Raw genomic sequence first — 18,285 nt, 5'->3', positions numbered from 1 at the left:
ACAACTGCGATGCACTCCCGGCAGTTGGCCCGTACGCTACGGCGACCGGCGTCGCCCGGCCCGGTACACCTCGGCCGCCACGGCCAGGTCCTCCCAGGCCATCCCGACGCTCTTGAAGAACCGCGGCCGCCCGTCCGGCACCAGCGCGTCGCCGCGCACCAGTTCGGCCAGGTTCCACAGCTGCCGTCCGCCGACGCCCGCCAGCAGCAGGTCCCCGGCCTCGCGCGCCGCCACCGCCCGCGCCTCGACGTACAGCTCGGCCCGGCCGACCAGCACCTCATCCACCTCCCGCGCCTCCGGCTCGTGCGAGCCGACCGCCGCGACGGCCGCATGCGCGGGCACCAGCGCGCCGTCGAACAGCGGGGTGCGCGCGGTCGTGCAGCACACCACCACGTCCGCCCGCCCGACCGCCTCCGGCCCACCCGCCGAGGCCATGAGTCCGAGCCCCCGCCCGTACGCCACCAGCGCGGCCACCCGCCCGGGGTCGCGCGCCACCACGGTGAGCCGCCGCAGCGGCCGGACGGCCAGCAGCGCGTCCAGGTGCCCGTACGCCTGCGGGCCGGAGCCGAACACCACCAGGTGCTCGGCCTCCGGCTCCGCAAGCCTCGCCAGCGCCGCCGCCGTCACGGCGGGCGTGCGCAGGGCCGTGAGGGCCGCGCCGTCCAGCACGGCCAGCGGCTGGAGCGTGGCCCCGTCCAGCAGCAGGTAGCTGCCGGTGATCCGGGGCAGCCCGCGCGCCGGGTTGTCCGGCACGACCCCGGCGATCTTGACGCCCGCGTACGGCCCGGCGGCGGCCGGCATCAGCAGCAGCTCTCCCGCCGGCACCGGTACGGCCGACCGGGCGGGCGCCGCCTCCGGGTCCAGCCCGTCCAGCAGCACCCGCTCGATCGCCCGCACCGCCCCGGCGGGCCCGAGCCCACCGGTGCCCGGCACGGTGGACTGGAGCGGCTCAGCCCCCGTACCGGGCAGTCCGTCACCGGGCGACGCGGCACCCGACGGCCCCGCACCGAACGGCTCGCCACCGGGCGGCGCAGCACCGCTCACAGGAGGAACCCCGCCCCGAGCGAGTCCCCCGGCTCCACGACGAACAGGTGCTCCCCGGTCCGGAACGCGACGCCGCCGACCTCGGTGACGACCCCGTCCGCCAGCGGGTCGCCCCGGCCCACCGCCCGCCCGGTGAACACCGTGCCGATGATCGACTCGTGCAGCAGTTCCTCCCCCGGCGCGAGCCGCCCCTCGGCGACGAGCACCGCGAGCCGGGCGGAGGTCCCGGAGCCGCAGGGCGAGCGGTCGATCTGCCCGTCCGCGAAGACGGTGACGTTCCGCTGCACCAACGCCGAGCCCTCCGACGGGAGTTCCTCGTACAGCACCACGCCGTACACCCCGGACAGCCGCGGGTCCGTCGGGTGCGAGACCTCCTCGGCGCCGGCCAGCAGCTCCCTGATCTCCCGCCCCACAGCAGTGAGTTCGGGGAGCTGCTCGGCCGACACCGCCAGGCCCAGCGCGGCCGCCGGCACCGAGACGTAGCACGCTCCGGCGTGTGCCACGGCGGCCTCCACCACGCCGCGCGAGGTGGCCAGCGGCAGCTTCAGGGCGCTGACCCGGCTGGGCACGTTGCGGAAGGTGACCCCGGTCGTGCGCCCGCCCGCCCGGTGCACCAGGGCGGTGACCCGCCCCGAGGGCACGTCGATCCGCACCCGGGCCACACCGTCCGCGGGGGCCGGGACCAGCCCGGAGTCGACCGCCCAGGCGCCGAGCGCGATGGTGCCGTGCCCGCAGGCGGTCGAGTAGCCGTCCTTGTGCCAGAACAGCACGCCCAGGTGCGCCCCGTCGTCGTCCGGCGGCACCAGGAAGCCGCCGTACATCCCGGCGTGCCCGCGCGGCTCCCGGACGAGCAGCTGCCGGACCTCGTCCAGCGAGCTCGGCCGGGGCGCGGTGGCGCTGCCGCCCGCGCCGATCGCGACGGCCCGCCGCTCGGCGACGCTGTCGCCCGGGATCGGGGGGATCCCGTCCAGCACGATCCGGAACGGCTCCCCGGCCGTGTGGTAGTCGACCGTGCTGACCCTCATCACAGCCCGCCGCCCGGCAGCACGCTGACCGTCCGGCTGACGGTGTAGAACTCCAGCGCCGCCCGGCCCTGTTCGCGCTCGCCGTGGCTCGCGCCCTTGGTCCCGCCGAAGGGCAGGTGGAAGTCGACGCCGCTGGAGGGGGCGTTGACCCGGATCATGCCCGCGTCCAGCCGGTCGGCGGCGGCCAGGGCCGCGTCCAGGCTGCGGGTGTGCACCGAGGTGGCGAGGCTGTGCGGGGTGTCGTTGGCGAGCGCGATCGCCTCGTCCAGATCGGCCGCCGCGTGCAGCACCGCCACCGGGCCGAAGAACTCCTCGCGTGCCAGCGGGTGTTGGTCGGGCACGTCGGCGAGCAGGGTCGGTTCGACGTACCAGCCGGCCCGCTCGGGCACCCCTCCTCCGACCAGTACGCTCGCCCCGGCCTCGACGGCCGAGGAGACCGCCCCCGTCATCCGCTCCCGCGCGGCCTCGTTGACCACCGGCCCGCAGACCGAATCGTCCACCGCCGCAAGGGCCTTGACCAGCGCCTCGCGCAGCGGCGCGTACGCCGCTCCCACCGCGATCACCCGGCTGGTGGCGGTGCACTTCTGCCCGGCGTACCCGGCGATCGCGGCCGCGATGTGCCCGGCGGCCAGCTCCACGTCCGCGTCCGGCAGCACCAACGCCGCGTTCAGTCCGCCGAGTTCGGCCTGCACCGGCACCCCGCGCCCGGTGGCGGCCCGCACCACGGCCCGGCCGACCCCGGTGGAGCCGGTGAAGGACACCACGTCCGCCGCTTCGACCAGCGCCACCCCCTCCTCGGCCCCGCCGGGCAGCACCGTGAAGACGTCCTCGGGCAGCGAGGCCAGCGCGGTCAGCTCGGCCAGCCGCAGCGCGCACGCCGTCGCCTCCGGCGCGGGCTTGAGCACCGCCGTGTTCCCGACCGCCAGCGCCGGAGCGGCCTTCCAACTCGGGATCGCCAGCGGGAAGTTCCACGGCGCGATCAACCCGGCCGCCCCGTACGGCCGGCGCCGGGTGAGCAGCAGCCCCGGCCCGGCGGCGGTCTCGTGCACCGCCCCGGACGGCTCGTACGGCGCCTGGGCGTAGTAGCGCCAGATCGCCGCCGTCCGGGCGACCTCCCCCCGCGCCTCGGCGAGCGGCTTGCCGACCTCGCGCACGATCAGCGCGGCCAGCTCCTCCGCGTGCGCCTCGACCGCCTCGGCGACCCGGCCGAGGGTCGCCGAGCGGGCGCCCGCACCGGCCGCGAGCCAGCCGGCCTGCGCGGCCCGGGCCCGTCCGACGGCGGCCCGCACGGCCTCGGCGCCGGGCGCCTCGACGGCGACCACCAGGTCGGCCGGGTCGGCGGGGTTGTACGAGGTGATGCTCACAACTACCAGCCCTTCAGAGTGAGTTCACAAAGACAGCATCAGAGCAGGAAGCCCGCCGGGAACGGGTCGTCCGGGTCGAGGAAGTACTGGGCGGTGCCGGTGACCCAGGCCCGCCCGGTGACGGTGGGCACCACGGCGGGGTGTCCGGCCACCTCGGTCTCCTCGACCAGCCGCCCGGTGAAGGTCGTCCCGATGAAGGAGTCGTTGCGGAAGTCCCGCCCGAGCGGCAGTTCACCGCGCGCGTGCAGCTGCGCCATCCGCGCCGAGGTGCCGGTGCCGCAGGGCGAGCGGTCGAACCAGCCGGGGTGGATGGCCATCGCGTGCCGGGAGTGTTCGGCGGTGGAGCCGGGGGCGAGCAGTTGGACGTGGTGGCAGCCGTGGATGGACGGGTCCTCCGGGTGCACCGGCCGGTCCGGGCCCGCGTTGACGGCCGCCATCAGGGCCAGGCCCGCGTCCAGCATGTCCTGCTTGCGCTCGCGCTCGAACGGCAGCCCGAGTTCGGCGAGCGGCAGGATGGCGTAGAAGTTGCCGCCGTACGCGAGGTCGTAGCCGACCGTGCCGTAGCCGGGCACCTCTATCTTGCGGTCCAGCGCGACGGCGTAGGAGGCGACGTTGCGGATCGTCACCGCCTTGGCGGCGCCGCCCTCGACCCGCACCTCGGCGACGACCAGCCCGGCGGGGGTGTCCAGCCGCACCGTCGTCACCGGCTCGACCACGGGCACCATCCCGGTCTCGACCAGCACGGTGGCGACGCCGATGGTGCCGTGCCCGCACATCGGCAGCAGCCCGGACACCTCGATGTAGAGCACCCCGAAGTCGGCGTCCGGCCGGGTGGGCGGCTGCAGGACGGCGCCGCTCATCGCGGCGTGCCCGCGCGGCTCGTACATCAGCAGGGTGCGGAAGTGGTCCAGGTGCTGCTGGAAGTGCACCCGGCGCTCGGCCATGGTCGCGCCGGGGATGACGCCGAAGCCACCGGTGATCACCCGGGTCGGCATGCCCTCGGTGTGCGAGTCCACGGCGTGGAACACGTGACGGCTGCGCATTCCTCACAACTCCTCTGTCGAAGCGGGCCGGGCGGGCCAGGCGGGCCAGGCGGGCCAAACGAAGCCGAACAGCCGAAGCGGTCGTCGGGGCCGGCTGCCCGCACAGCCGGCCGAACGCCGAGAACTATCCGAGGCCCTCTGCCAGCGCCTTCTCGGTGGCCGCGCGCACCGCCGCCTCGATCTCCGGCTCCAGCGGCAGCCGGGGCGCCCGGACCGGCCCGCCGGGGCGCCCGGCGATGTCCATCGAGAGCTTGATGGCCTGGACGAACTCGGTCTTGGAGTCCCAACGCAGCAGCGAGTGCAGCGACTTGTACAGCGGCAGGGCGGCCCCCAGGTCGTGCCCGACGGCCGCGTCGTAGAGCGCCACGCAGGCGTCCGGCAGCGCGTTCGGGTACCCGGCGATCCAGCCGACCGCACCGGCCAGCGCCAGTTCCAGCAGCACGTCGTCGGCGCCGATGAGCAGGTCCAACCCGGGCGCCAGCTCGGCGAGTTCGTACGCCCTGCGGACGTCCCCACTGAACTCCTTGACGGCCACGATCGAGCCCTCGCCGTGCAGCTGGGCGAGCAGCGCGGGCACCAGGTCGACCTTGGTGTCGATCGGGTTGTTGTACGCGACGACCGGCAGCCCCGCCCGGGCGACCTCCGAGTAGTGCGCCCGCACCGAGGCGTGGTCGGCCCGGTAGGCGTTGGGCGGCAGCAGCAGGACGGAGCCCGCTCCGGCCTCGGCGGCCTGCTCGGCCCAGCGGCGGGATTCGGCGCTGCCGTACGCGGCGACCCCGGGCATGACCCGGGAGCCGTCGCCGGCCGCCTCGACCGCCACCTCGACGATGCGGGCGCGCTCCTCGGCGGTGAGCGTCTGGTACTCGCCCAACGAGCCGTTGGGGACGACGCCGTGGCAGCCGGACTCGATCAGCCAGCGGACGTGCTCGGCGTAGGCGTCGTAGTCGACGGAGTGGTCCGGGCGCAGCGGGATCGTGGTGGCGACCATGACGCCGCGCCAGGGCCGGTTGGTGTCGTGCGGGGTGATGGACACGTTGAGCTCCTTGGTGAGGTGTGACATTTTATAAGCGGCGACAGGCCGGAGACAAGAGCCCCCGCCCCCTGGGTTCCGACCGGTTCCGACTGGGGTTGCGACGGCCCGGGCCCGAAGACCCGGGCCCGGGCCGGACTACTCCGACGCACCTGCCGCCAGCTGCGACAACGGCACCGGGCAGGCCAGCGGCCGCCGGTCCGGCCCCGCCCCCGTGGCGCCGGACAGACAGGCCACGGCCGGACCGCACATCCGCCCCTGGCACCAGCCCATCCCCGCGCGGGTGAGCAGCTTCACGGTCCGCGGGTCGCCCGCGCCCAGCTCCTCCACCGCCTCCCGGATCCGAGCGACCGGCACCTCCTCGCACCGGCACACGTCGGTGTCCGGCCGCAGCCACCCGGTCCAGCCCGGCCCCGGCCGGTGGGCCGCCGCCATCAGCTCGGCGAAGGCCCGCAGCCGTGCCCGGCGGCGCAGCAGCGCCCGCTCCGGCGGTTCCCCGGCGATCGCGTGCGCGGCCAGCTCTCCCTCGGCCAGCGCGAGGTCCGCGCCGCCCACGCCGTTGGTCTCCCCGGCGGACCACAGGCCGGGAACGGTGGTGCGCAGCCGGGCGTCGACCCGCAGGGCGACCGCGCCGTCCGGCCCGGTGCGGGTCTGCGCGCCGAGTTCGGTGGCCAGCTCGATCTGCGGCAGCAGCCCGTGACCGACGGCGAGCGCGTCGCAGTCGATCTGCCGCTCGGTGCCGGGCAGTGGCCGCCAGTCGGCGCCCAGCCGGGCCACGGTGACTCCGGTGACCCGCTCGTCCCCGTGCGCCTCGACGACCGCGCTGCGCGGCCGCAGCCGTACGCCGTGACGCAGCAGCGCGCTCCCGTGTCCGGCGCCCTCGACCAGCTTGGCGGGGACGGCCGCCAGCACGCCGGGGCGCCGGGCGTACCCGAGGTAGCCGCTCGCCTCGACCACCGCCGGGACGTCCGCACCGGCGCCGACCAGCGAGGAGGCGGCCGCGAGCAGCAGCGGCCCGCTGCCGGCCACCACGATCCGCCGCCCGGGCAGCACCAGCCCGGCCTTGAGCATCGCCTGGGCACCGCCCGCCGTGACCACCCCGGGCAGCGTCCAGCCGGGGAACGGCAGCTGCCGCTCGTACGCCCCGGTGGCGAGCAGCACCGTCCGGGCCCGCACGGTGGTCTGCTCGGCGGCCTCCGGCCCGAGGGTGACGTGCACCGCGAAGCCGTCCTCGGTCCGTTCCAGCGCCCACACCTGGTGGCCGCCGCGGAACTCGGCCCGCCGGTGCGCCGTCAGCCGCGCGGCGAGCCCGGTGTACGCCGCCCAGCCGTGGTGCAGCCGGTCGGGGCGGGCCGCGCCGAGTCCGGGCGCGGGGTGCCGGTAGTACTGCCCGCCGGTCCGGTCCGCGCCGTCTAGCAGGACGCAGCGCAGCCCGAGGTCGGCGGCGGTGACGGCGGCGGCCAGCCCGGCGGGCCCGGCGCCCACCACCGCGAGGTCGAACAGCTCAGACGGCGAGGTCGGCACGGCCGTGTCCCTCCTGGGTGGTGACGACGGTGCCCGGCTCGGCGGGCAGCAGGCACAGGCGCTGGTTGGCCCGGCCGTTCACGGTGGCCAGGCAGTCGAAGCAGGCGCCGATGCCGCAGAACGCCCCGCGCGGTCGCCCGCCGACCCGGGTGGTGCGCCAGGCGAGCACGCCGTCGGCCCAGAGCGCGGCGGCGATCGACTGCCCGGGCAGGGCGCGGACGGGCCGTCCGTCGAACTCGATCCGGTGGGCAGGCCCGGGGTCGGCCTCGACCAGGGCGGCAGGGGTGCGGCGACGCGTCACGGCTTCTCCAAGGGATCGGTCGAGGCGGGGAACCGGTCGGCCCGGAACGGCGCGAGGTCCAGCTCCGGCCGCTTCCCGGTCAGCTGTTCGCTGATCAGCAGCCCGGTGGCGGGCGCCAGCCCGATCCCGGCGCCCTCGTGCCCGCAGGCGTGGTAGAGCCCGGGCACCCGGGGGTCCTCGCCGATGGCGGGCAGGTGGTCCGGCAGGTACGGGCGAAAACCCCGGTAGGTGCGCATCACGGCGACCTGCGCGAGCACCGGGAACAGCGCCGCCGCCTCGGCCGCCAGCCGGCCGATCGCCTCGTGGGAGATGGTCCGGTCGAAGCCGACCCGCTCCCGGCTGGCGCCGATCAGCACCGGCCCGCCGGGGGTGCCCTCGATCACGGAGGAGGTCTGCAGCCCGGCCGAGCCGCTGGCCACGTCGGCCACGTAGTCGGCGGAGTAGACCTTGTGCCGGACGACCCTGGGCAGCGGTTCGGTGACCAGGACGAATCCGCGCCGGGGCAGCACCGGCAGGTGCGCACCTGCCAGCGCGGCCAGCTCGGCCCCCCAGGCGCCGGTGGCGTTCACCACGGCGGGCGCGGCCAGTCGGCGGCGGTCGGTGCGGACGCCGCGCACCGCGCCGTCCGACCCCCGCTCCACGGCCGTGACGGTCTCGCCGGTGCTCAGTTCGGCGCCCATCCGGCGGGCCTCGCGCAGCAGGTGGGCGGCGGCGAGCGCGGGCTGCACCTGGGCGTCCTGCGGGTAGTGGTAGCCGCCCGCCAGCCCGGGGGCGAGGTGGGGTTCGAGTTCGTGCAGCCGCTCGGCCGGGACCTCCTCGGCGCTCACCCCGACCGCGGCCTGCCCCGCGGCGAAGTCCCGCAGCGCCTGCTGTCCGGCGGCCGTCGAGGCGACCACCACGCCGCCCTTGGGCTCGTACTCGACGGCCGGGCCGAGCTGTTCGGCGAGCTCGCGCCAGAGCCGGAGGCTAAGCAGGGCGAGGTCGAGTTCGGGCCCGGGTTCCTTGTCGGAGACCAGCAGGTTGCCCTCGCCCGCGCCGGTGGTGCCGCCGGCGACCGGCCCGCGGTCGACGACGGCGACAGCGAGTCCGGCGCGAGCGGCGTAGTAGGCGCAGGCGGCGCCGACGACTCCGGCGCCGACCACGACGACGTCCAGGGGAGGTGTCCAGCTCTTCAGCACGCCAGTAATATGTCACATGCCATCCGTGCTGCCAAGAGCGTACCCGGCGCAGCCACGGAAAGGGCCCGGAACCGACGCCGAACAGCGGAAAGCCCCGGTCCTCCGCCCGAGGCGAAGGACCGGGGCCACCCCACGAGGACCGTCAACGGCTCAGGTGATGTCGTCCATCTGCTCCCGCCGCGAGGCCGGCACCGGCGCGCTCGCCGCCGGCGCCGCCGAGGCCTGGACCGTCTCCGCACCCGCCACCGGCTGCACCGAGAGGTCCAGGTGCGAGGCCTCCTCGTCGTCCAGGTCCGCGTCCGGGTTGTTCCGGCGCTTGCGCCGGTCGTTCAGGATCGCGATGCCCACCGCGATGAAGTACAGCGCCCAGATCGGCGCGGCCAGCGCCAGCATGCTCAGCGGGTCGGCGCTCGGCGTGGCGAAGGCCGCGAACACCGTGATGCCCATGACCATGCCGCGCCACCAGCCGAGCAGCCGCCTGCCGGTGACGATTCCGACCTGGTTGAGCATCACCAGCAGCAGCGGGAACTCGAAGGCCAGGCCGAAGACCAGCACCATCCGGGTCGCGATGTCGAAGTAGTCCTCGGGCGGCAGGATCGGCGTGGTGCCGTTCGGGGTGAACGAGATCAGCACCTCAACCGTGGTCGGCAGGGTCAGGATCGCCACGGCCACACCGGCCAGGAACAGCGGCGCCCCGCAGAGCATGAAGACGACCGCGTACTTCTTCTCGTGCTTGTGCAGACCGGGCGCCACGAAGGCCCACACCTGGTAGAGCCAGATCGGCACGGTGCCGACCACGCCGGCCGTCAGCGAGACCTTGAGCATCCAGGTGAAACCGGCGGTCAGCCCGATGTTGGAGACCTGGGCGCACCTGCCGTGGTACTGCCCGGAGGTCTCCGGGGTGCACTGCGGCAGCGGCTCCAGCAGGAAGTGCTCGATCTTCTTGTGGTAGATCGCCGCGATGATCGTGATCACCACGATCGCCAGGACCGACTTCACCACGCGGTTGCGCAGTTCCCGCAGGTGGTCGGCGAGGGCCATCCGCCCCTCAGGATCCTTGGGCGCCTTCGGCGACGCCTTGGAGAGCTTGCTCAACCCCGGTCCTCAACTCGTGCGTCGAGGCCCGCCGGTCGGCGGGCCCCCGTGGTCGCGTGCGTCGCGTACGTCACGCGCGCCGTGTACGTCGGGTGCGTCACATGCGCCGCGCTCAGTGCGGTCGGTCGCCGTCGGGCGCATCCTGCCCGGCGCCCGGCTCGGCGACCGGACGGGCCGTGGCCGAGGCCCCCGGAGCGGTCTGGACGGTCCTGGCCGCCGGCTGCGGCGCGACCTGCGGCCGGGCCGACGGCGCGCTCCCGTCCGGCTCGTCCTCCGAACGCATCGCCTTGGCCTCGCTCTTCAGGATCCGCATCGACTGCCCCAGCGAGCGCGCCAGCTCGGGCAGCCGCTTGGCCCCGAACAGCACGATGGCAACCACTGCGACCACCACGATCGCGGTCATCGAGAAGCGCATGCGTCAACCACCTTCAGCATCCGCGGCCCGGCAGGCCGCCCGCCGCGGATGGTAACCACTGCGGATGACGCCCCGACGACGGCCGCCCGAACAGGACAGCGGCCCCCGGTTCGCGGTTCAGGAGCCACCTGAGAGCGTAACCCGCCCCTACCTCCGAGCAGCATCCCCCGTACCGCCGGTGCCCCGCGTGTGCTGGCAGCCGGACGCCCTACGGGTTCGGAACCGCCGACGCCAGCTCCCCCGCCGCCTCGGTCAGCGCCCGCGAGGCCGCGTCCACGCCCTTGGCGAGCGCCCGCACGTCCAGCCACAGCCGGATCGCGAGGACCCCGAGGACCAGCAGGCCCGCGGTGGCGAGCAGGACGGCGGCGACGAGCATCCAGGGCATGCGCCCACCCTATACGGGGCGCGGGCGCGCTACCCCTCGACCGGGACGAGCCGCATGGTGCGCACCCCCGCCGCGGTGAGCGCCTCGACGATCTTGTCCCCGGCCGGCTTGCGCACCGCCGCCCCGCAGAGCGGGCAGCCGAAGCTGTAGTGCGCCTGCGCCGGGGTCCGGCCGAAGGTCAGCCGGAACTCCTCGGCCGGGAGCTCGACCTTCTCGCGGCACTGCGAGCAGTACACCTTGAATCTCGTCCCGGGCTCCACCGCTCAGACCTGCCCCTCCCCGTAGGCGGCCAGCGCCTCCCGCGCCGCCGAGCGCGCCTGCTCGGCCAGTTCGGGCGGCGAGACGATCCGGCCGTCCCGGCCCAGCCGCAGCGCCAGCGGGCGCAGCTGGGAGGGGTCGGCGCTGCGCAGGGTGATCCGCAACCCGCCGTCGGGCAGTTCCTCGGCCCGGTCGTGGGTGTAGTACTCGGCGACCCAGCGGCCGCCGGAGGAGACCTCCACCACCACCTCGGGGTCGTCCGCCGCCGGGTTGACCAGCCCGCCGCTGAGGTCGCGCGGCTCGCGCCGGGGCGGGTCGGCCGGGACGTCCAGGACGCGGATCTCGGCGACCCGGTCCAGCCGGAACATCCGGTGGTCCTCCGAGGTGCGGCACCAGGCCTCGAGGTAGGTGTGGCCCTCGGTGAGCAGCCGGATCGGGTCGACCTCGCGCTCGGTCATCCCGCCGCGCCCGTGCGAGTAGTAGCGCAGCCAGACCCGGCGGCCCTCGCTGAGCGCGCGGTCGATGTCCGCGAAGACGTGGCTCTCCGCCTCGAAGGTCACGCCGACCCGGGCGCTGCCCTCGGCACTCTCCCCGGCCGCGTTCTCGATCTTGGCGACGGCCCGGGTGAGTGCCTCGCGGTCGCCGGCCCGCAGGCCCGGCAGCCCGGCCACCGCACGGGCGGCCACCAGCAGCGCGGTGGCCTCGTCGGCGGCCAGCCGCAGCGGCTGGGCCACGTCGTCGACGTTGTGCCACCAGATCCGCTCGCCGTCGGTGTCGATGTCGAGCAGGTCACCGCCGCGGAAGCTGGTGCCGCACATCGGCAGCACGTTGAGGTCCCCGATCAGCTCCCGCTCGCTGATCCCGAACGCCCGGGCCACCTCGGCGACCTCGGCCCCGGGCCGCTCGCGCAGGTAGGTGACCAGCGACAGCATCCGTCGCGTCTGGTCGATGGCATTGCTCACGCGCCCGCTCCTTCGAATCCCGCGACCGCCCGCAGCCGGTCGACCACATCCGCCCGCAGCTCCTCCGGCCCGAGCACCAGTACGTCCGGCCCGAACTCGGCGAGGTCGGCGCCCAGCCCGTTGCCGTACGGGATCTCCAGCTCGTCCCAGCCCTCGTCGACCCGGGTGCTGTGCAGCGCCTTGGTGCGCAGCGGGAAGCCCGCGCCCCGGCGGACCCGGACGGTCGCGGTGGCGGTGGCGCCCTCGCCGGCGAACTTGGCCACGGTGGCCCGGACGTCCACGTGCTCGGGCACCGTGCCGAGGAAGGCGCCGCCCTTGGCCTTCACCTTGCCGGTGATCCGGCTGAGCCGGAACACCCGGGCGTCGCCGCGGTCCCGGTCGTACCCGGCCAGGTACCAGTGCCCGCGCCAGCACTCCAGCGCCCACGGCTCGACGCTGCGCTGCTCGACGGCGGCGGCCCCGGCCTTGCGGTACTCGAAGGTGACCGGGCGGCGGTCCCGGGCGGCGGTGAGCAGCGGCTCGAACGCGGCCTCCCGGGCGGGGATGCGCGGCTCCAGGGCCGTACGGCCCTCGGCGGCCTCGCCGAACGGGATTCCGGCCGCGCGCAGCTTCTGCAGCGCGCCGCTGGCCGCACCGGACATCTTGGCCTGCTGCCAGACCCGGGCGGCCAGGGTGAGCGCGGCGGCCTCCTCGGCGTCCAGCGCGATCTCCGGCAGCCGGTTGCGGTCGGGGCGGGCGAGGTAGCCGAGCTCGCCGTCCAGCGCGCTCTCGTCGACGTCGATCACCAGGCCGAGCTCGCGCAGGTCGTCCTTGTCCCGCTCGAACATCCGGTTGAAGGCGTCCTCGCTGCTGTTCTGCCAGGCTTCGCGGTACGCCTCGATCGATTCCCGCAGCTCCTTCTTGGAGAGCGGGCGTCTGGTGTTCATCAGGCACAGGGCGAGATTCATCAGCCGCTCTGCCTTGGCGATCGCCATCGGTGACCCTTCCGGTGTGCCGCGCCGTGCGCGGGGTGCGCCCGGGCGACCCTCACCCGGCGGGACCGACCGTACCGGTAGCGGTACGCACTGCAAAAGCCGCGTCCCACGCCCGTTCGTCGCGCCGTGCCGTTCGGGCCCGAACACGGCCTCGGGCCGGGCCCCCGCAGGGGTCCGGCCCGAGGTCAGCGCAGGCTCAGACGCCCAGCAGGTCGACCACGAAGATCAGGGTCGAGTGCGGCGGGATCGCCGGGGTCGGCGACTGGGCGCCGTACGCCAGGTGCGACGGGATGGTCAGCTCGCGACGGCCGCCGACCTTCATGCCGACGACACCCTGGTCCCAGCCCTTGATGACGCGGCCCTTGCCCAGCGGGAAGCGGAACTCGTTGGGGCTCCGGTTCCAGCTCGCGTCGAACTCCTCGCCGGTCTCGAAGGTCACGCCCACGTAGCGGACGCTGACCGTCTGGCCCGGCTTGGCCTCCTCGCCGTCGCCCACGACGATGTCGCGGATCTGCAGCTCCTTCGGAGCGTCACCGATCGGGAAGTCGATCTCGGGCTTCTCGTTGAGGTTCACAGCCATGGTCCCTCTTCTCACGTTCGCGAATTCCATAGACGACCAAGCGGCGGGCGCCCGCACCACGGTCCGTTCCTGGACCACGGTACGGGCGCCCGCCGCCCGTGGGGTGCGGCCACGCGGCCGACCCCGAAGGTCACACGCCCACCATTGTCACCCGAAAGTGGATCAGCCCTGACCGGCGTCCAGGATGTCCACCACGAAGACCAGCGTCGCGCCGGGCGGGATGTCGCCCTGGCCCTTGTCCCCGTAGCCCAGCGAGGCCGGGATCACCAGCTCGACCCGGCTGCCGACGGTCTGGCCCGCCAGCCCCTGGTCCCAGCCCTGGATGACCTGGCCGCCGCCGACCGCGAAGGAGAACGCCTGGCCCTTGCTGAGCGAGGAGTCGAAGACCTTGCCGTCCTTGGCGAGCGCGCCGGTGTACTGGACGACGACCTTCTCGCCCTTCTCCACCACCGGCCCGGTGCCCTTGATCAGGACGTGGGTCTTCAGCTCGGTCGGGTCCTTGGCACCGGCCACCGGGGTGATCTCGGCCGGCTTCTTGCCGTTGTCCTTGACCTGCGGGAAGTCCGCCGGCGGCGGGGTGACGGTACCGCTCACCACGGCGTCCGGCGCGTTGGTGTTGCGGACGTCGATCACGAAGATCAGGTCGTCCTTGGCACCGATCGACATGTCCGGCTTGCCCTGGGAGCCGAAGCCCGCGGCCGGCGGGGCCACCACCAGCAGCCGGCTGCCGGCCTTCTTCCCGATCACGGCCTGGTCCAGCGCCGGGATCAGCGCGTCGGTACCGGCCTGGAAGATCTGCGGCTTGCCCTTGTCGTCGTACGAGCTCGGAATGTCCTTGCCGGTGTTCCAGTCCTTGGCGGTGTAGTCCACCGAGGTCCAGTTGTTCTTGTCCACCTTGGGGCCGCTGCCCTCGGACAGCACCTTCACCACGAAGGAACCGTCGGACTTGTCGCCCGGCACCTGGATGTCGGCCTTCTTGCCGAAGTCACCGGTGACCGTCGGCAGCACCTTGGCGCTGTCCTTGATCGGCGGCACCGGCTCGGCGCTCGGGGTGGGCGGCGCGGACTTGGTGGCGTCCGGCTGGGCGGCCGCGGAGGTGTCCTTGGAGTTGTCCTTGTTCACCATGTACAGCGTGATGCCGCTGCCGACCAGCAGCAGCGCCAGCACCGTGCCGAGGATCACGCCCAGCTTGCCCACACCCGGAGGGTTCTCGTCGTACCCGGCCTCGGAGGCCTCGGCCTTGCGCACGCTGCTGGCGAAGATCTGCGGGGCGTCCTCGGCGTCCGTCCTGGTCCCGCCCGCCGGCCGCGGCTTCTCGCCGGGCTGCGCCCAGCCGGCCTGCTGCGCGAGGATCGCCGGGGGGACGACGATCGACTCGCGGTCCGCCGCAATCGGGCCGCCGGGACGAGAGGCGGCCGGGTCACCCGCAGAGCTGTCGTTCGCCGCGGTGCCGGCCCCGCCCGGGCTCGGCGTCTTCTCAGTCATGACTCCCCATCCATCTCGCCACGAGGTCTTCCAGGTCTTCGCCCGGCGTGGTGAGCGCCGGCCTGCCGCCGCACCGCCCGCCCGGACCTCGGCGCCGGGCGGCGCGTGCCACAGTGCGAGGGCAGTATGACAGCTCAGGATGAGGGCGGACGCTTCGTTGTACGAGCGTCCGCCCAAGCGTACGGAATCCTCCCGGCGACTTCCTAGGACCTGTCTTCAAACTCGCGTCTGCGGGGCGGCGCTGGGGCCTAGACCGCTTCCAGAATGTCGATCACGAAGACCAGCGTGGAGTTCGGCGGCACCGAACCCTGTGCCTGGTCCTTGTACCCGAGCGCCGGGGGCACCACCAGCAGCACCCGGCTGCCCACGTTCTGCCCGACCAGTCCCTTGTCCCAGCCCTCGATCACGCTGCCGGTGCCGATCTGCACCGCCTGCGCGCCGCCGTGCGTCCAGGAGGAGTCGAACTGCTGCCCGTTGCTCCAGAGCACCCCGGTGTACTGCAGCACCAGGGTCTGCCCGGACTTGACCTGCTTGCCCTCGCCCTTGATCAGCACCGCCTGCTGGAGGTCGGCGGGCGCGGCCTCCCCCGCCGGGACGGTGATCCCGACCGGCGCCTTGCCGTTGTCCTTGACCTGCGGCAGCGTCGCGGCCGCCTGGGTCATGTTCCCGGTCAGCACGGAGTCCTGCGGCACGCTCTCCATGATGTCCAGCACGAACACCACGGTGTCGCCCTTGTTGACGCCCAGCTGGTTGGAGCCCTGCTCGCCGAAGGCCGCCGCCGGCGGGGCCACGACCAGCAGCCGGGTGCCCACCTTCTTGTCGATCACGCTCTGGTCCAGCGCCGGCACCAGCTGCCCGCTGCCGGCCTGGTAGAGCTGCGGCTTGCCGTTGTCGTCGTACGAGCTGGGCAGGTCCTTGCCGGTGGTCCAGTCCTTCGCCGTGTAGTTGACGGTCACCCAGTCGCCCTTGTTGACCGTCGAGCGCTCCCCGTCGGTGACCGTGTTCACCACGAACTGGCCGCTGGGCTGCTGGCCCTCGGGAATGGTGATGGTGGCCTTGCTGCCGAAACCGCCACCCGAAAGAGTGGGCATCGGGGACGCCTCCCCCACCGGCGGCGGCACCGTCGGCGCGGCGCTCGCCGTGGACGGTGTCGCCGGACCGGCCGCCTTGGGCGAGCTGCTGCAGGCCACCGCGAGCAGCAGGGGCAGGGTAAGAAGCAAACCGGCGGTGCGGCGCACGGTGGTCCTAACTGTCGGTCGAAGTCGGCTCTCCTGGCTCGACGAACAGCGTATGCCCGGCACGCGTCCGGCCCCGGTAGGCACCACCGGGGCCGGACGCGTGCCGGGCGGTCACCCGGGGTCGACGATCACATGCCGGCGATCAGCTTCTCCACCCGCTCGTCCACCGAACGGAACGGGTCCTTGCACAGCACCGTGCGCTGCGCCTGGTCGTTCAGCTTCAGGTGCACCCAGTCCACCGTGAAGTCCCGGCGCTGCTCCTGCGCCCGGCGGATGAAGTCTCCGCGCAGCCGGGCCCGGGTGGTCTGCGGCGGGATCGACTTGGCCTCGAAGGTCTTGAGGTCGGTGGTCACCCGCTCCGCCTGGCCCTTGCCCTGGAGCAGATAGAACAGGCCGCGCCGACGGTGGATGTCGTGGTACGCGAGGTCGATCTGGGCGACCCGCGGGTTGGACATCGTCATCTGGTGCTTGTCGCGGTAGCGCTCGATGAGCTTGTACTTCATGATCCAGTCGATCTCGGTGGCCACCCCGTCCAGCCGCTCGGTGCGCACGGCCTCCAGGGTGCGGCCCCACAGGTCGAGGACCCGGGCGATGGTGCCGGTGTTGATGCCCTTGCGGTCGGCGAACTCCAGGGCCTTGGTGTAGTACTCCTCCTGGATGTCCAGCGCGCTGGCCTCCCGGCCGTTGGCGAGGCGCACCTGGTGGGTTCCGGTGAGGTCGTGGCTGACCTCGCGGATCGCCCGGATCGGGTTCTCCAGGGTGAGGTCGCGCATCACCACGCCGGCCTCGATCAGCCGCAGCACCAGGTCGGTGGCGCCGACCTTGAGCAGGGTGGTGGTCTCGGACATGTTGGAGTCGCCGACGATCACGTGCAGCCGGCGGTAGCGCTCGGCGTCCGCGTGCGGCTCGTCCCGGGTGTTGATGATCGGGCGGGAGCGGGTGGTGGCGGAGCTGACGCCCTCCCAGATGTGCTCGGCCCGCTGGCTGACGCAGTACACCGCACCGCGCGGGGTCTGCAGCACCTTGCCCGCGCCGCAGATCAGCTGGCGGGTCACCAGGAACGGGATCAGCACGTCGGCCAGCCGGGAGAACTCGCCGTGCCGGGCCACCAGGTAGTTCTCGTGGCAGCCGTAGGAGTTGCCGGCCGAGTCGGTGTTGTTCTTGAAGAGGTAGACGTCCCCCGCGATGCCCTCCTCGTGCAGCCGCCGCTCGGCGTCCACCAGGAGTCCTTCGAGGATGCGCTCGCCCGCCTTGTCGTGCGTCACCAGCTCGACCACGTCGTCGCATTCGGGGGTGGCGTACTCGGGGTGGGAGCCGACGTCGAGGTAGAGGCGGGCGCCGTTGCGCAGGAAGACGTTGCTGCTGCGGCCCCAGGAGACGACCCGGCGGAACAGGTACCGCGCGACCTCGTCCGGCGACAGCCGCCGCTGCCCGCGGAACGTACAGGTCACGCCGTACTCGTTCTCCAGCCCGAAAATCCGGCGGTCCATGAGCACTCCTATCTGGTCGGAGCTGTCCGAAACCGCCTCCACGACGACTGGGCCGCCGCAGGGGCACCGGAGTCCCGTACGACGGCGGTCCGGCCGCCGTACGGGACTCCGCCGTACTACTCGTCCGACGGCGTGGTGTCCGCCGGGCTGTCCTCGTCGTCCGCCTCGGCGGACTGGTCGCCGTCGAGCAGGCGACCGAGCTGGTTGCCCAGGATCCGCTTGAACTTGCGCTGCTGGAACCGCTGGCGGTCGAGGACCGCGACCTCCAGCTGTTCCGGGGTGAGGGCCCGCGGGCTGCCGCCGTTGGGGTCGCGGGCGAGCGAGTCCACCGCGACCTTCACCGCCTCGGTGAGGCTCATGCCCACCCGGTGGCGCTGGCCCAGGTAGTTGCCGATCGAGTCGGCGTTGCCGCCGACCACCACGTAGTTCTTCTCGTCGACGACCGAGCCGTCCGGCGTGAGCCGGTAGATCTGGTCGTTGTCCGCGGTCCGGCCGACCTCCGCGACGATCAGCTCGACCTCGTACGGCTTCTCGCCGACCGAGGAGAAGACGGTGCCCAGGGTCTGGGCGTACACGTTGGCGAGGCCCCGGGCGGTGACGTCGGCCCGGTCGTAGGAGTAGCCGCGCAGGTCGGCGTAGCGGACGCCGCCGATGCGCAGGTTCTCGAACTCGTTGTAGCGGCCGACCGCCGCGAAGGCGATCTTGTCGTAGATCTCGGAGACCTTGTGGAGCGCCCTGGAGGTGTTCTCCGCGACGAAGACGATGCCGTCGGCGTAGGTGAGCACGACCACGCTGCGGCCGCGAGCGATGCCCTTGCGGGCGTACTCCGCGCGGTCCGCCATGGCCTGCTGGGGTGAGACGTAGAACGGTGTCGACACCGGCGGTCGTCCCTTT

Annotated in this window: 19 protein-coding genes; all 19 read right to left on the bottom strand. The window is 73.6% G+C overall.

Features of this window, described 5'->3' with window-relative positions:
* Window positions 1-36: 36 nt before the first annotated feature.
* The 19 genes from BOQ63_RS33565 to prcA all read right to left on the bottom strand — a co-directional run bounded on the left by BOQ63_RS33565 (window position 37) and on the right by prcA (window position 18,269).
* Window positions 37-933 (bottom strand): ornithine cyclodeaminase family protein, encoded by an 897-nt coding sequence (locus BOQ63_RS33565; protein ID WP_150476400.1) that lies wholly within the window; start codon window positions 931-933, stop codon window positions 37-39.
* Window positions 934-1,040: 107 nt separating this feature from the next.
* Window positions 1,041-2,069, bottom strand: a complete 1,029-nt coding sequence (locus BOQ63_RS33560; RefSeq protein WP_072655485.1) for a proline racemase family protein — start codon at window positions 2,067-2,069, stop codon at window positions 1,041-1,043.
* Window positions 2,069-3,433, bottom strand: a complete 1,365-nt coding sequence (locus tag BOQ63_RS33555; RefSeq protein ID WP_150476212.1) for an aldehyde dehydrogenase family protein — start codon at window positions 3,431-3,433, stop codon at window positions 2,069-2,071. The genes BOQ63_RS33560 and BOQ63_RS33555 overlap by 1 nt, the downstream gene beginning before the upstream one ends.
* A 38-nt stretch (window positions 3,434-3,471) precedes the next feature.
* Window positions 3,472-4,476 (bottom strand): proline racemase family protein, encoded by a 1,005-nt coding sequence (locus BOQ63_RS33550; RefSeq protein WP_072655483.1) that lies wholly within the window; start codon window positions 4,474-4,476, stop codon window positions 3,472-3,474.
* A gap of 124 nt (window positions 4,477-4,600) precedes the next feature.
* Window positions 4,601-5,464, bottom strand: coding sequence for a dihydrodipicolinate synthase family protein (locus BOQ63_RS33545; protein WP_435823422.1), 864 nt, complete (start codon window positions 5,462-5,464; stop codon window positions 4,601-4,603).
* A gap of 180 nt (window positions 5,465-5,644) precedes the next feature.
* Window positions 5,645-7,030: an FAD/NAD(P)-dependent oxidoreductase gene (locus BOQ63_RS33540; RefSeq protein ID WP_150476211.1), complete on the bottom strand. Its 1,386-nt coding sequence runs from the start codon at window positions 7,028-7,030 to the stop codon at window positions 5,645-5,647.
* Window positions 7,011-7,331 (bottom strand): (2Fe-2S)-binding protein, encoded by a 321-nt coding sequence (locus tag BOQ63_RS33535; RefSeq protein ID WP_030286150.1) that lies wholly within the window; start codon window positions 7,329-7,331, stop codon window positions 7,011-7,013. The genes BOQ63_RS33540 and BOQ63_RS33535 overlap by 20 nt, the downstream gene beginning before the upstream one ends.
* Window positions 7,328-8,509 carry an NAD(P)/FAD-dependent oxidoreductase gene (locus BOQ63_RS33530; protein ID WP_030286148.1) on the bottom strand — a complete coding sequence of 394 codons (1,182 nt, stop codon included), beginning with the start codon at window positions 8,507-8,509 and terminating at the stop codon, window positions 7,328-7,330. The genes BOQ63_RS33535 and BOQ63_RS33530 overlap by 4 nt, the downstream gene beginning before the upstream one ends.
* A gap of 150 nt (window positions 8,510-8,659) precedes the next feature.
* The gene (gene tatC, locus BOQ63_RS33525; RefSeq protein WP_037830166.1) at window positions 8,660-9,604 is read right to left on the bottom strand and encodes a twin-arginine translocase subunit TatC; all 945 of its coding nucleotides are present in this window, start codon (window positions 9,602-9,604) and stop codon (window positions 8,660-8,662) included.
* 112 nt (window positions 9,605-9,716) lie between these two features.
* Entirely contained in the window at window positions 9,717-10,019 is a 303-nt protein-coding gene (tatA, locus tag BOQ63_RS33520; RefSeq protein ID WP_046386872.1) for a Sec-independent protein translocase subunit TatA, read from the bottom strand.
* Between the two features lie 208 nt (window positions 10,020-10,227).
* The gene (locus BOQ63_RS33515; protein ID WP_099054205.1) at window positions 10,228-10,404 is read right to left on the bottom strand and encodes a hypothetical protein; all 177 of its coding nucleotides are present in this window, start codon (window positions 10,402-10,404) and stop codon (window positions 10,228-10,230) included.
* A gap of 29 nt (window positions 10,405-10,433) precedes the next feature.
* The gene (locus BOQ63_RS33510) at window positions 10,434-10,640 is read right to left on the bottom strand and encodes a hypothetical protein (RefSeq protein WP_370863285.1); all 207 of its coding nucleotides are present in this window, start codon (window positions 10,638-10,640) and stop codon (window positions 10,434-10,436) included.
* Between the two features lie 27 nt (window positions 10,641-10,667).
* Window positions 10,668-11,594 (bottom strand): helix-turn-helix transcriptional regulator, encoded by a 927-nt coding sequence (locus BOQ63_RS33505; RefSeq protein ID WP_030286140.1) that lies wholly within the window; start codon window positions 11,592-11,594, stop codon window positions 10,668-10,670.
* 26 nt (window positions 11,595-11,620) lie between these two features.
* On the bottom strand, window positions 11,621-12,598 hold the full coding sequence (locus BOQ63_RS33500; RefSeq protein ID WP_030286138.1) for a helix-turn-helix transcriptional regulator: 978 nt from the start codon (window positions 12,596-12,598) through the stop codon (window positions 11,621-11,623).
* Between the two features lie 196 nt (window positions 12,599-12,794).
* Window positions 12,795-13,178, bottom strand: a complete 384-nt coding sequence (locus BOQ63_RS33495) for an FKBP-type peptidyl-prolyl cis-trans isomerase (RefSeq protein ID WP_030286136.1) — start codon at window positions 13,176-13,178, stop codon at window positions 12,795-12,797.
* 162 nt (window positions 13,179-13,340) lie between these two features.
* Window positions 13,341-14,663 (bottom strand): FKBP-type peptidyl-prolyl cis-trans isomerase, encoded by a 1,323-nt coding sequence (locus tag BOQ63_RS33490; RefSeq protein WP_050366882.1) that lies wholly within the window; start codon window positions 14,661-14,663, stop codon window positions 13,341-13,343.
* Between the two features lie 248 nt (window positions 14,664-14,911).
* Window positions 14,912-15,901: an FKBP-type peptidyl-prolyl cis-trans isomerase gene (locus BOQ63_RS33485; RefSeq protein WP_037830163.1), complete on the bottom strand. Its 990-nt coding sequence runs from the start codon at window positions 15,899-15,901 to the stop codon at window positions 14,912-14,914.
* 128 nt (window positions 15,902-16,029) lie between these two features.
* Complete coding sequence (gene pafA / locus BOQ63_RS33480) at window positions 16,030-17,391, bottom strand: Pup--protein ligase (protein WP_030286131.1); 1,362 nt, start codon at window positions 17,389-17,391, stop codon at window positions 16,030-16,032.
* Between the two features lie 116 nt (window positions 17,392-17,507).
* Window positions 17,508-18,269 (bottom strand): proteasome subunit alpha, encoded by a 762-nt coding sequence (gene prcA / locus BOQ63_RS33475; protein ID WP_030286129.1) that lies wholly within the window; start codon window positions 18,267-18,269, stop codon window positions 17,508-17,510.
* Window positions 18,270-18,285 lie beyond the last annotated feature (16 nt).

Source organism: Streptomyces viridifaciens (genome assembly GCF_001888885.2).
GTDB classification, from domain to species: Bacteria; Actinomycetota; Actinomycetes; order Streptomycetales; family Streptomycetaceae; genus Kitasatospora; species Kitasatospora aureofaciens.
This window is presented reverse-complemented; position numbering and strand designations above follow the sequence as displayed.

What these genes read in the sequence shown, in the direction of transcription:
- BOQ63_RS33550 (WP_072655483.1), bottom strand. Translation starts at nt 4,476, where the DNA reads ATGCGCAGCCGTCACGTGTTCCACGCCGTGGACTCGCACACCGAGGGC.
- BOQ63_RS33515 (WP_099054205.1), bottom strand. Translation starts at nt 10,404, where the DNA reads ATGCCCTGGATGCTCGTCGCCGCCGTCCTGCTCGCCACCGCGGGCCTG.
- BOQ63_RS33495 (WP_030286136.1), bottom strand. Translation starts at nt 13,178, where the DNA reads ATGGCTGTGAACCTCAACGAGAAGCCCGAGATCGACTTCCCGATCGGT.
- BOQ63_RS33490 (WP_050366882.1), bottom strand. Translation starts at nt 14,663, where the DNA reads ATGACTGAGAAGACGCCGAGCCCGGGCGGGGCCGGCACCGCGGCGAAC.
- pafA (WP_030286131.1), bottom strand. Translation starts at nt 17,391, where the DNA reads ATGGACCGCCGGATTTTCGGGCTGGAGAACGAGTACGGCGTGACCTGT.
- BOQ63_RS33505 (WP_030286140.1), bottom strand. Translation starts at nt 11,594, where the DNA reads ATGCTGTCGCTGGTCACCTACCTGCGCGAGCGGCCCGGGGCCGAGGTC.
- BOQ63_RS33560 (WP_072655485.1), bottom strand. Translation starts at nt 2,069, where the DNA reads ATGAGGGTCAGCACGGTCGACTACCACACGGCCGGGGAGCCGTTCCGG.
- BOQ63_RS33545 (WP_435823422.1), bottom strand. Translation starts at nt 5,464, where the DNA reads ATGGTCGCCACCACGATCCCGCTGCGCCCGGACCACTCCGTCGACTAC.
- tatA (WP_046386872.1), bottom strand. Translation starts at nt 10,019, where the DNA reads ATGCGCTTCTCGATGACCGCGATCGTGGTGGTCGCAGTGGTTGCCATC.
- BOQ63_RS33500 (WP_030286138.1), bottom strand. Translation starts at nt 12,598, where the DNA reads ATGGCGATCGCCAAGGCAGAGCGGCTGATGAATCTCGCCCTGTGCCTG.